The 11924-nt window shown below is 64.1% G+C and carries 9 protein-coding genes and 2 pseudogenes; 7 read left to right on the top strand and 4 right to left on the bottom strand.

Annotation, left to right across the window (positions count from 1 at the left end; all coding sequences use genetic code 11):
- Positions 1 to 184: 184 nt before the first annotated feature.
- Complete coding sequence (locus ACLPJJ_RS13355) at positions 185 to 505, bottom strand: TauD/TfdA dioxygenase family protein (protein ID WP_443591494.1); 321 nt, start codon at positions 503 to 505, stop codon at positions 185 to 187.
- 151 nt (positions 506 to 656) lie between these two features.
- Here ACLPJJ_RS13355 and ACLPJJ_RS13360 point away from each other — a divergent pair, with 151 nt between their 5' ends.
- On the top strand, positions 657 to 2192 hold the full coding sequence (locus tag ACLPJJ_RS13360; RefSeq protein ID WP_443591486.1) for an IS66 family transposase: 1536 nt from the start codon (positions 657 to 659) through the stop codon (positions 2190 to 2192).
- Positions 2193 to 2285: 93 nt separating this feature from the next.
- Here the strand turns inward: ACLPJJ_RS13360 and ACLPJJ_RS13365 are convergent, their stop codons facing one another.
- Both ACLPJJ_RS13365 and ACLPJJ_RS13370 read right to left on the bottom strand, forming a co-directional pair.
- Complete coding sequence (locus tag ACLPJJ_RS13365; RefSeq protein ID WP_443591487.1) at positions 2286 to 3503, bottom strand: SfnB family sulfur acquisition oxidoreductase; 1218 nt, start codon at positions 3501 to 3503, stop codon at positions 2286 to 2288.
- Between the two features lie 66 nt (positions 3504 to 3569).
- Positions 3570 to 4997, bottom strand: coding sequence for an APC family permease (locus ACLPJJ_RS13370; protein ID WP_443591488.1), 1428 nt, complete (start codon positions 4995 to 4997; stop codon positions 3570 to 3572).
- 359 nt (positions 4998 to 5356) lie between these two features.
- Between ACLPJJ_RS13370 and ACLPJJ_RS13375 the strand changes: the two genes are divergently transcribed.
- The 6 genes and pseudogenes from ACLPJJ_RS13375 to ACLPJJ_RS13400 all read left to right on the top strand — a co-directional run.
- Complete coding sequence (locus tag ACLPJJ_RS13375; protein WP_443591489.1) at positions 5357 to 6592, top strand: SfnB family sulfur acquisition oxidoreductase; 1236 nt, start codon at positions 5357 to 5359, stop codon at positions 6590 to 6592.
- 3 nt (positions 6593 to 6595) lie between these two features.
- Positions 6596 to 7981: an LLM class flavin-dependent oxidoreductase gene (locus ACLPJJ_RS13380; protein WP_443591490.1), complete on the top strand. Its 1386-nt coding sequence runs from the start codon at positions 6596 to 6598 to the stop codon at positions 7979 to 7981.
- Positions 7978 to 9165 (top strand): SfnB family sulfur acquisition oxidoreductase, encoded by a 1188-nt coding sequence (locus tag ACLPJJ_RS13385; protein ID WP_443591491.1) that lies wholly within the window; start codon positions 7978 to 7980, stop codon positions 9163 to 9165. The genes ACLPJJ_RS13380 and ACLPJJ_RS13385 overlap by 4 nt, the downstream gene beginning before the upstream one ends.
- A gap of 119 nt (positions 9166 to 9284) precedes the next feature.
- Positions 9285 to 9986, top strand: coding sequence for an alpha/beta fold hydrolase (locus ACLPJJ_RS13390; protein WP_443591492.1), 702 nt, complete (start codon positions 9285 to 9287; stop codon positions 9984 to 9986).
- A complete protein-coding gene (locus tag ACLPJJ_RS13395) occupies positions 9983 to 11263 on the top strand; it encodes a tetratricopeptide repeat protein (protein ID WP_443591493.1) in 1281 nt (426 codons plus the stop codon). The genes ACLPJJ_RS13390 and ACLPJJ_RS13395 overlap by 4 nt, the downstream gene beginning before the upstream one ends.
- Before the next feature lie 196 nt (positions 11264 to 11459).
- A pseudogene (locus tag ACLPJJ_RS13400) lies at positions 11460 to 11609 on the top strand (IS3 family transposase); the annotation flags it as partial.
- A 194-nt stretch (positions 11610 to 11803) separates the two neighbouring features.
- Here ACLPJJ_RS13400 and ACLPJJ_RS13405 read toward each other — a convergent pair.
- Positions 11804 to 11924 (bottom strand): annotated as a pseudogene (locus ACLPJJ_RS13405) (integrase core domain-containing protein); the annotation flags it as partial.

Below are 11924 nucleotides of genomic sequence, written 5' to 3' on the forward strand. Positions count from 1 at the left end.
AGAACTCATCCGATGGTCCGTCCAGGAAATCCGGCGGCTCGCCCTGAAACTCGCTCAGCGCCAACTGCCCGTCGCGCGCATCCTTAAATGGTCAACATTCAGACGGGCCCATCAGGCCGCAGCCAGACCAGCCCATCTTAAATCAAAAAGGCAACTGTAGTGCTAGGGCGAATTACCACCTGATTTACAGACAGAAATCGTCGGTTGGGCAGGGTCCCGGTCGGAGCCGATAGGGACCCCGGTAATCTACAAAATTCACCAATCTTTTCAGTCCTCCATCGCCTATCGGCCCGGGGTTCCGTTGTTGTACTGATTCACAGTCCGGATCGCCGAACACCTTGGCCACGGCAAGCTGCTGGTCGGGCGTGAGGGTTTGCTTGCGGAAGAACAGCACCTGGAATTCGGCCAGGGCGTGGCGCAGCTCGGCGCGCAGGGTTTCGTCTCGTGCATCGGCGAGGTCCACGCCATGCACCGTGGCGCCGATCAGCGGGTTATAGGGCTCGATCGTAACTGGGGCAAAAGGCCGGGCAGATTTTTCGGTTCAGGACTCATCAGTGGTTGAACCGAGGAATCCGGTGTGATTCCATGGCTGTATGCCGAGTTCATCGCCCCTTCCGGACATTGACCGCCTGAGCGACAAAGAGTTGAGAGCTCTGGTGGTTGCGTTGCTGGGCAAGGTCGCGTCCTTGGAGGAGAAGGTGGCGGCGCAGGCCGAGGAGATTGCCCGGCTCAAGGGTTTGAAGGGCAAGCCTGAGATCAAGCCGTCGAAGCCCTCGGGGATGGAGAAGGAGACTTCGAGGCGGGCGGAACGGGAGTGGCGGGAGAAACGTCGGCGCGGCGCGAAGAAGCCGTCGGCGCCGGTCGAGGAGCGGGTGATCGCGGGCCTCGACATTCCTGTTGGTTCCCGCTTCAAAGGCTATGAGAGCTTCACCGTTCAAGATCTCAAGATCGTTCCCCAGGTGGTGTGCTACCGCCGCGAACGGTGGCTGACGCCGGACGGACGGACGATTATCGCGCCGCTGCCAGCTGGGATCGGGGATCACTTCGGTCCCGAGATCAAGCGCTTCATCCTCGCCCAATATCACCAGGGACAGACGACGGTGCCACGACTGGCCGAGTTTCTCCGCATGCTGGGGATGGATATCTCCAAACGGCAAGTGGTGCGGATTCTGACCGATGCCACCGAGACGTTCGTCGCCGAAGCCCGCGATATTCTGCGGGCCGGGCTGACGCAGGGCAAATGGATATCGGTGGACGATACTGGCGCCCGCCATCGCGGACGGAACGGCTTTTGCACCCAGATCGGCAACGATGCCTTCACCTATTTCGCCACCACCTTTTCCAAGAGCCGGGGCAATTTCCTCGGGTTGCTGCGGGCCGGTCACGGTGACTACACGCTCAATGATCAGGCTTTCGCCTATATGCGCCGACGTAGTCTTGCCGGCCCGGTCACCGCCAAGCTGTCGGCGCATCCGGCGCGGCACTTCGCCGATGAGGCGGCTTGGCACGCCCACCTCGACGATCTCGGCATCACCCAAATGAATGTCCGGCCCGATCCGGTGACGATCGCCACCGAAGGGGCTCTGTGGGGCGCCATCATGGCTCATGGCTTCATCAAGAACACCGTCATCCTCTCGGACGATGCCGGGCAGTTCAATGTCGGTGAGCATGCGCTGTGCTGGGTCCATGCCGAGCGACTGGTCCACAAGCTCGACACCTTCACCAAAGCCACCCGCATCGCCAAGGAAAAGGTTCGATCCCTGGTCTGGTGGTTCTACGCCGATCTCAAAGCTTATTGCGCCGCGCCAGACCCCCGACGCAAGGCCGCCTTGAAGGCCCGTTTCGACCGCATCTTCAAGCGGCGGACCGGCTTCGCCACTCTCGATCGCCTGCTTGAACGGCTCCACGCCAATAAGCCGGAACTGCTGCGCGTCCTCGACAGACCGGCGATCCCGCTCCACACCAACGGCTCCGAAAACGACATCCGCTGCCAAGTCATCCGGCGCAAAATCAGCGGGACAACACGCTCCGATCCAGGCCGCGATGCCAGGGACGCTTTCCTCGGTCTCGCCAAAACTTGCCGGAAGCTCGGAATATCCTTCTGGGATTACCTCGGTGACCGCCTGGGGGCAGATGTCAGCTCCGCCGTTCCAGAACTGCACAAGCTTGTCGCACTGCGCTGCGCAGCTTGAGCGCCCGGGCTTTTGCCCCAGTTACGCTCGATCTTCAGCTTGGTATAACGCGCGAGCGTGGTGTCAATATGCGACATGGCGAGGCTTCCTTTGTTACGCGGGTAAGGTGGCGGGCTCGGCGGGGCGCAGCTTGCGCACCGGCTTGCCGGGCAACGTGCCGTTGAGCAGGTAGTCGCCCGCCACGTGATAGCGCCAATGGTTGGCATCATGCACCGAATGGGTGCGGATGTTGCGCCAATGACGGTCGAAATTGAGCGCACGCTCGGTTGATGAAGTACCGGAGAGGGAGAAAATGTCGCTGGCGATGGCCAGGGCCACATCCTCGGCATAGGCTTTGGCCTCGGCTACCGCCACCGCGGCGGCCCCCGCGCTCTCGGCTGTGAGGTTGGCGCTGGCGTCATCCAGGGCCTGGCCCGCGCGGCGCAGCAGCAGCTCGGCGGCGTGGAACTGCGTGGCGAGCTGGCCGAAACGCAGGATCACATGCGGGTCTTCGGTGGCCTTGGCCACCGGCGCGCCGAGGCGCGGGCGGCTGCGCCCACGCACCGTGGCCACGGCGTCGGCCAGGGCGTTCTGGGCAATGCCGACACCGATGGCGGTGTGCAGTTGCTGCCCGTAGGGGTGGAACACGCCGATGCGCTCAAACAGCCGCCAGTGCGGGATGACCTGTAGTGGCGCCACCGCGACGTCCTCAAAGATGGCCGTGCCGCTATAGGCCACGCGCTGGCCCATCGCGTCCCAGTCGTCAGACACGGTAACGCCCAGAGCGTCGCGCGGCACAAACACCAACACGAAGCGCTCCTGCTCATCAAAGGCCGCCACCGGCAGCCAATGCGCCAGCAACGCGCCGGTGCAGTAGAATTTCGTGCCATTGAGACGGTAGCCGCCGGCACCATCCGGTAGCAGGCGCGTGCCCAGATTCAGGGCCGAACCGCCGCCTTTTTCCGCCTGCGCATTGCCCAGGCGCGCGCCCTTCAGCACCTTGCCGAAGAAGAATGCCTGCTGCTCGGGCGAGCCATCCTGGCGCACGGCGTCGAGGAACAAATAATGGCTCTGCGTCATCTGCGTCACTGCCGGGTCGCCTGCGGCAAGAAGCTGAAACACGCGGGAGAGAGTCTCGTAGGAGACCTCGGCCCCGCCATAGGCGCGCGGCACGGTAATGCCCAGAATGCCGCTGGCGGAGAGATGGTCCAGCTCGGCGAGCGGCGGGGCGGGGTTGCGGTCGCGCCCGGCGGCACCGGCTTCAAGGTAGCGCCGCAGATCCTCCGCTATGGCAAGGGCTTCGGCGGCAGAGGCTATGATATGGGCGGTCATCGGCGGGAACCTTGCGGCGTCTGAGGGGAAAGGGCCCCCGCGCGGCGCGCGGGGGCAAACGGGGCGTTACAGCGCGCCCAGGGTTTCAGCTTCCACTTGCGCCAAGCGCTGCGGCGCCACGGCGCGCAGGAACAGGAAGTAGACCACGCCCAGCGCCACCAGGGCGAGGAAGATGTAAGGCAGGATATTGTAAGGCCAGGACGGCACCGGATAGACCGTGCCGAAGATAACCACCGCCAGGAGCACGACCGCCACCAGGGCCGAGACGACATGCTGGGTCTTCAACTCGCCGTGGCGGTACAGGTACACCGGCGCCGCGATCGTCACGAGGCTGTAGGCTAGCAGGAAGCCATAGGTGGCCAACGAGCCCAGGATGCCGTAGGCCGAGAGCTCGTCCCAGCCGGAGAACAGCAGCCCCAGCGCCAGCAGCAGCGCCACGATCGTGGAGAAGCTCAGCGCGATATGCGGCGAGGCATGCTTGTCATGGGTGTTCTGGGCCGAGGCGTGGAACAGCCCGTGATGCGACAGCGCGTAGAGCACGCGCGCCGCCGAGTTGATGCTGGCCAGAATGCAGGTGAAGAAGCTCAGGGCCACACCCGCGGAGATGACCACACCCAGCGCCGGGGCGTGGAAGGCCGCGGTGACGACGGCGAACGGCGCGCTGGACTGGTCGAGCGTGGTGGCATTGCCGTGGAAGGCGTCGGTGAGGCCGTAAGCGGCGACCACGAACAGGATGCCCACCGTGGCCACGCTGGCCAGCACGGCGCGTGGGATGAACTTGCGCGGCTGCTGCGACTCGACACCGAGCACGGTGGCGGCCTCAAAGCCGACGAAGCTGAAGAACGCCAGCACCAGACCCAGGCGGATCGTGCCAGGATTCACACCCTGCAGGCCGGTCTGCGCGGTGTCCACGACAGAGCCGTGATGGACGAACCAGATCACGATCGCCAGCAGGATCAGCGCCAGGGTGCTGAACTCGGCGATGAGCGTGGTGCGGGTGGAGAGGCGGATGTCACGCCAGCCCAGCACAAAAGCAACGCCGACAAAGAGCAGGGACAGCATCAGATTGAGCGGCAGGCCGCTGAGGTTGAGGCCGACGCTCTGCAGGACGCCCAGGAACGTGGCGATGGTGCCGTCGATGACCGCGGCGGCGGTGAAGACATAGCCAATGAGCAGCGCCCAGCCGGTGACGACACCGGCGAAGCGGCCCAGACCATGGCCGGCATACACATACAGCGAGCCCGGCGTGGCGATGCGCGAGGAGAATACGTTGATCTGCAGGCCGACGACGACCAGCGCGATGGTGGCGAATAGATAGGCGAGCCAGGTGCCATTGCCTGCGGTGGCAAAGACCACGGGAATGACCAGGCCCGGCGTGCCGGACGGCGCAATGACGCCGACGGATTGGGAGACAACCTCAATGAAGTTGAGGTGGTTGGATCGCAGTTTCTTGCCGCCGGTAGCGACGCCGGGCGGGACGGTGATGTCACTCATTTTTATCCTCGTATGATTGGCGTAACTATTGTATTTATCGACTTATTCGTTATTTGTCTATATTTCCGGTGGGGTACTGGTTGTTTTCTTCTCCCGGAGCATTTTTTGTCTGGCGAATTTCGCGGCGGACAGCAGATTGATAATTAAATGCATTGTAAAAATGCAGAAGATTAAATTGTACCTTTCCGCCACTTCGAGCAACCGCTGACTGGTAAATAGGCAAAGTTCGGTGAGAAACTATCTTCCAGAGTACTTGCCTGTTTAATATCTCTATATTATCGGTCGTATTAAAATCTTTAACAGGATGGACGTGCCGAGGGCATCCTCTCCCGCGGTCGCGGTGTCCACAGCGAGGTCCTATGAGCACGACCGATACACAAGCCACGCGCGAGCCGGAGGCGCCTCGCAAGACTTACCCCGAAGTTCCGGCGCATATCATCGGCAGCGCCGCAGAGGCCGTGCAGGTGGCGCATCAGGTTGCCTCCTCGCTGGCGGTGGGCGCGGCGGACCGTGACATCGCGCGCAGCATCCCCGTGGCGGAGCTTGATCTGTACTCGCAAAGCGGGTTGTGGGCGCTCAACATCCCGGCCTCGCATGGCGGGGCGGATTTGTCCTGGGCGGTGATCGCGCAGGCCATCGCCATTGTTTCCGCCGCCGACCCGTCAGTCGGTCAACTGATCCAGAACCATCTGGATTTCATCGACACGCTCCGCGCGGTCGGCACCAAGGCGCAGCAGGATTATTTCTTCCCGCGCATTCTCAAGGGGCTGCGCACCGGCAACGCTTTTTCGGAATTCGGCAGCAAGACCGCCGGGGATTTCGAGACGAAGATCACTCGTGACGGCGGCAACTACCGCGTCAACGGCAAGAAGTTCTATTGCAGCGGCGCGTATCTCGCGCATGTCGTTCCCATCATCGCCGTGGATGATGAGAAGCGTCTGTACATCGCCGTGGCTGACCGGCACGAGCCGGGGCTGAGCGTAGACACGGACTGGACCAGCTTCGGCCAGCGCACCACCGTCAGCGGCACCACAATCATCGACAATGTGCTGATCCCGCCGGACCATGTGTTCAAACTGCCGGAAGGCCCGTCCGCCAACGGTCCGCTCTGCCAGATCGTGCATGCGGCGGTGGATGCCGGCATCGCCCGCGGCGCCTTCGATGAAACACTGCGCTTCGTGCGTGAATTTGCCCGGCCCTGGATCGATTCCGGGCGCGACAAGGCGGTGGAAGACCCGCACACGCTGTTCCAGCTCGGCGATATCGCGGTGAAGCTGCGCGCCACGGACGCGCTGTTAGCGAAAGCCGGGCGCGTGTTGGACGAGGCGGTAACCAGCACCAATGCCGAGACCGTGGCCGCTGCCTCCATCGCGGTCGCAGAAGCCAAAGTGCTGTCCACCGAGGTTGCGATCCTCGCCACCAATAAGTTGTTCGAGCTGGGCGGCACGCGTTCCGTGCTGGCGAAGTATAATCTGGACCGGCACTGGCGCAACGCGCGCGTGCACACGCTGCACGATCCGGTGCGCTGGAAATACAACATTCTCGGCAACTACTACCTCAACAACATCCGACCGCCGCAACATTCCTGGATTTAAGCCATGACTCAACAAATCCGACTGAACGCCTTCAGCATGAATTGCGTCGGCCATATCTCCTCCGGCGTCTGGCGCATCCCCGGCGATCAATCCTATCGCTACACCGATCTCGATCACTGGATCGACCTTGCGCAGACGCTGGAGCGCGGGCTGATCGACGGGCTATTCATCGCCGATGTCATTGGCCTGTACGACGTGCATGGCGGCAATGCGGACCAGGCGTTCCGTTCCGCCGCGCAGGTGCCGGTGAACGACCCGTTGCAGATCGTCCCCGCCATGGCGGCGTTCACGAAACATCTCGGCTTTGGCGTCACCTCTTCCATCGCCTTCGAGCATCCGTTTCCCTTCGCGCGGCGGATGACGACGCTTGACCATCTCACCAAGGGCCGCACGGGGTGGAATATCGTCACCTCCTATCTGGACAGCGGCGCGCGCAATCTCGGCCAAACACGGCTGCTCGACCACGACAACCGCTACGACGTCGCGGATGAATATCTCGATGTCTGCTACAAGCTCTGGGAAGGCTCCTGGGAGGACGATGCCGTGCGGCGCGATGCGGCGGCGAATGTCTTCACCGATCCAGCGAAGGTGCATGAGATTCGGCATGAGGGCAAATATTTCAAGGTGCCCGGCGCGCATATCAGCGAACCTTCGCCGCAACGCACGCCCGTACTCTACCAGGCCGGCGCTTCATCGCGTGGGCGGGACTTTGCCGCCAAGCATGCTGAATCCGCGTTTGTCGCCGCGCCGTCGAAAAAACTGCTGAAGGAGTATGTGACCGATCTGCGCCGCCGCGCCGTGGCGGCGGGACGCCGGGCGGACGACGTCCTCACCTTCGCGCAGTTCACCCTCGTTCTGGGTGAAACCGACGCGGCGGCACGGAATAAGCTCGATCTCTACAAGCAGTACGTGGACCGCGACGGCGCGCTGGCGCTGATGTCCGGCTGGACTGGCGTCGATCTATCGAAACTCGACCAGGATGCGCCGATTTCCGAGTTGCAAGGCAACGCCATCCAGTTCACCGCGAAGGCCTTCTCCTCGGCCGATCCGGACAAAATCTGGACCGTGCGCGAGATCGCCGAATATGCCGGCATTGGCGGCGATGGCCCGGTCATCGTCGGCTCGCCCGCCACGGTGGCGGACGCGCTGCAGGAATGGCAGGCCGATACGGGGCTGGACGGCTTCAACCTCGCCAGCATAACGCATCCGGGCACGTTCCGCGACGTCGTCGACCTGCTCATCCCCGAACTGCAGCGCCGCGGCGCCTACAAGACGGCCTATGCCGAAGGCACCCTGCGCGACAAACTCTTTGGTCGTGGGTCAAAGCTTCCCGCTTATCATCATGGCGCCAGCCACCGCGCCCTCGCCCACAAAAAGGAGTTCGCATGAGCCAGGCTCATATCATCACCACGGAGGCGGAAGCCATTGATGCCGCCCGCACGCTGGCTGCCCGCTTCCGCGAAGGAGCCGCGGAGCGCGACCGCGATCGCCGCCTGCCCTGGGCGGAGTTAGATGAGTCGCTCGCCTCCGGCCTGTGGGGTATCACCATTCCGCATGAATATAGCGGCGCATTCGTGCGCCAGCGCGTGGTGGCGGAGGTGTTCCGCATCCTCGCCAGCGGCGATTCCTCCCTGGCGCAAATCCCGCAGAACCATATCGAGATCATCGACCTGATCCGCCAGACCGGTTCGGACGCGCAGAAGCGCCTGATCTTCGGCCGTGTGCTGCAGGGCGCGCGCCTCGGCAATGCCTTCTCCGAGTACAAGGGCAAAAATGTCGAGGATTTCCAGACGCGCATTCGCCGCCACCGCGACGGCTATATCGTCAAGGGCGAGAAATTCTACGCCACCGGCGCGCTTTTCGCGCATCTGGTGCCGATCATCGCCATCAGCGAGGATGACGGCCGCGTCTATGCCGCCATCGCCGAGCGCGCCGCGCCGGGGCTGACGGTCATCGACAACTGGGACGGGTTCGGCCAGCGCACCACGGCGAGCGGCACGGTGAAGATCGAGAACGTGTTCGTCCCCGCCGATTACGTGCTCCCGGCCTATATTGCCTATGACAACCCAAGCCCGGCCGGGCCGCAGAGCCAGATCCTGCACGCGGCCATCGATCTCGGCATCGCCGAGGCGGCGATCGAGAAGACCATAGACCTTGTGCGCAACCATGCCCGCCCCTGGATCGACGCGCACCAGGACCATGCTTGGCAGGACCAGTACACCATCGCCGCCATCGGCGATCTGAAGCTCCGCTTCAACGCCGCCGTGGAGGTGCTGGCGGAAGCCGCTGATGTGACGGATGAGGCGATTGCAGCAACCGACGTGCAGAGCATCGGCCGCGCCAAGATCGCCGTGGCGGAAGCGAAGGTGCTGACGACGGAGATCGCCATTCTGGCCACGAACAAGCTGTTCGAGCTAGGCGGCACGCGCTCCACGCTGGCCCAGCACAACCTCGACCGGCTGTGGCGCGATGCCCGTACCCACACGCTGCACGACCCGGTGCGCTGGAAGTACTCCATCATTGGTCAGTATTATTTGACCGGCAAGGAGCCGCCGCTGCACTCTTGGATTTAACCGCCGGAGCCTGAAGACCATGACCCGCTTCACCCTCCCCGACCAGCGCAGCCTGTATTACCTGCAGATCGGAGACTCCGGCACGCCGGTGGTGCTGCTGCACGGCTATCTCGACTCCCATGCGAGCTTTTTTTCGGCTGTTCGAGGTGTTGGGTGCTGCGCACCGCCTCTATGTGCCGGACCAGCGCGGCCATGGCGACAGTTCCGCCGCACCCGATTACAGCATCGCCGGCTTCACCGCCGATGCCATCGCCTTCATCGAAGGGCTGGGGGGTGGCCCCGTGCACCTGGGCGGACATTCGCTGGGCGGCATTGTCGCCCAGCGCGTCGCCGCCGCGCGGCCGGACCTCGTGCGCAGCCTGGCGCTCATCAGCACCACGCGCCACGCCGCCGGCAGTCCGGCTTTGCACGAGACCGTGCCCCTGCTGGAAGAGCTGACGGACCCCGTGCCCGAGGCGCTGGCCCGCGAGTTCCAGGGCTCCACCACCTTTGCGCCGCTGCCGGAGGAGATTTTCGTCCGCTATCTGGACGAGACCCGCAAGGTGAAGGCCGACGTCTGGCGCCGCGCCCTGGGCGGGCTGGTGGAGGAACCCGCGCCGCACGACGCACCGTCCGACATTCTTGCGCTCATCCAGTGGGGCCAGGAGGACGGTCTGTTCAGTTCCGCCGACCAGGCCGCGCTGCGCCGCCATTTCCCGCGCGCCAGCTTCGTTGACTATTTCGAAACCGGCCATGCCCCAAACTGGGAGCGGCCCGCCGAGGTGGCGGCAGCGCTTCTGGCATTCTGGCAGGGCCTCGACAGGCAGGAGACAAACTCATGAGCCAGACAGCAACGCTTTTCGGTCAAGCGCTGGGGGAATATCTCGGCCTGATCCATGACCCCGCCGCGACGCTGGCGGCAGCCGTGCAGGCCGACCCGGAGTTCATCATTGGCCACACCACGTTGGCGGCGCTGAACAGCCTGGGCGGCGTGCCGGGCGATGCCGCCGCCGTGCGCGAGCCTCTGGCCGCCGCCACCGCCCTGGCGGGCAAGGCCAACCGGCGCGAGAAGCTGCACATCGCCGCCGCCAATGCCTGGGCCACCGACGACATCGCCGGGGCGGCCGCACTGTGGGAAGAGGCGTTGCAGGACGATCCGGCTGACATACTCTCACTGCGCCTCGCCCATGACACGCATTTCTTTCTTGGTGCCTCGCAAAAACTGCGTGACCTGCCGGTTTCCGCGCTGCACGCTTACGCGCCGGGCTCGCGTGAGCGCGGCTTCGTGCTGGGCATGGCGTCGTTTGGGCTGGAGGAGACCGGCGAGTACGCCGAGGCGGAAAAGGCCGGGCGCGAGGCCGCTGAGATCAACCCCGCTGACACCTGGGGCGTGCATGCCGTGGCGCATGTGCTGGAGATGCAGGGCCGTGCAAAGGACGGCATCACTTGGCTGCGCGGGCTGGAGCCGCATTGGGCCCCCGCCAACGGGCTGGCGGTGCATCAGTGGTGGCATCTGGCGCTGTATCTCATCGAGGAAAGCCAGCTTGACGAGGCGCTGGCGCTGTATGACGCGCATATCCATGCCCCCCCGGGCTCCATCGTGCTGGACCTTGTGGACGCCGCGGCGCTGCTCTGGCGCCTGGAGCTGCTGGGCGTGGATGTCGGCGCGCGCTGGCAGGAGCTGGCGCCCTTCTGGGGCGCGCATGCCGAGGAGCACGTGCTCGCCTTCAACGATGTGCATATTTCCTTCACCTTCACCGGCACCGGGGACGAGGCGGCAGCTGACCGACTGGAATCCTCCATCGCCGCCTATGCCGCACGCGAGACCGGCACCAATGCCGAAGTGAGCAAGATCCTTGGTTTGCCAGTGATCGCCGCGCTGCGCGCCTTTCGCAAGGGCGACTATGCCGGCACGGTGGCGCGGCTCAAGCCGCATTATAAGCAGTTGGCGCCGATTGGCGGCAGCAACGCCCAGCGCGATTTGCTGATCCAGACGCTGGGCATCTCGGCGTACAAGATTGGCGATCTTGAGCTGGCCCGCGAGATCGCCGCGGAGCGTCGCAAACTCAAGGCAGGCAGCCCGCGCTCCTGGGCCGCTTATCCGGCGTTGCTGGCGTAACACCCCGACCAAACGGGGCGGTCGCCGTGCTGCTAGCCAGCGACGCAGTGTACGCCGCCGCCAAGGGCATGCTCAGGATTGGCAAACAGAAATCCTCGTTCACTCTGGTCCTGGCCAGGGCCAAGGGGGCGTTCGAGGCTAGGATCAGCCCTCTCGGCTACGATGTCGCCTGGGCGGAATTCCCCTCCAGCCCGACGATTGCACCTTGCGTGAACGGCCTCGCGGTCTTGCCCAGGAGCGGCATCGTTTTGGCTACCGGCGGCTGTTCGTCCTGCTGCGGCGGGAAGGCCCGCCGCCGGGGATCAGCCGCGTCTACCGGCTTTACCGCGAGGAAGACTTGGCTCTCCTTCAAATGGCCCTGGCAGACTATCCCACCAGGGTGAAAAGGTGGGGCCATTCCATAAACGACATCAAGGGTGGAGCACTTCTATGGGGGCAGGCCACCCTGGCAAGCCCCCGAACGGTCATCCTGGTCCAATGTAGGTAAATGCATGGGGGCTGGTCTGGTGTTGCTGTGGCCGGCGCCGCGCCTATGAACGCGGCGGGCGGTGGCGGCCACAGCAAAACCTCTGGCGCTGGTGGCTGATAGCCGAGCGACGAATGCGGCCGGACAGTGTTGTACTGGCGACGCCAAGCTTCGATGAGGATTTTGGCCTCCTGC

The organism is Acidocella sp., from assembly GCF_052326845.1.
GTDB lineage: Bacteria > Pseudomonadota > Alphaproteobacteria > Acetobacterales > Acetobacteraceae > Acidocella.

Bases quoted from the DNA above. Each gene is read 5' to 3' on its own strand.
- ACLPJJ_RS13365 (WP_443591487.1), bottom strand. From the start codon at position 3,503: ATGACCGCCCATATCATAGCCTCTGCCGCCGAAGCCCTTGCCATAGCG.
- ACLPJJ_RS13370 (WP_443591488.1), bottom strand. From the start codon at position 4,997: ATGAGTGACATCACCGTCCCGCCCGGCGTCGCTACCGGCGGCAAGAAA.
- ACLPJJ_RS13375 (WP_443591489.1), top strand. From the start codon at position 5,357: ATGAGCACGACCGATACACAAGCCACGCGCGAGCCGGAGGCGCCTCGC.
- ACLPJJ_RS13380 (WP_443591490.1), top strand. From the start codon at position 6,596: ATGACTCAACAAATCCGACTGAACGCCTTCAGCATGAATTGCGTCGGC.
- ACLPJJ_RS13385 (WP_443591491.1), top strand. From the start codon at position 7,978: ATGAGCCAGGCTCATATCATCACCACGGAGGCGGAAGCCATTGATGCC.
- ACLPJJ_RS13390 (WP_443591492.1), top strand. From the start codon at position 9,285: ATGCGAGCTTTTTTTCGGCTGTTCGAGGTGTTGGGTGCTGCGCACCGC.
- ACLPJJ_RS13395 (WP_443591493.1), top strand. From the start codon at position 9,983: ATGAGCCAGACAGCAACGCTTTTCGGTCAAGCGCTGGGGGAATATCTC.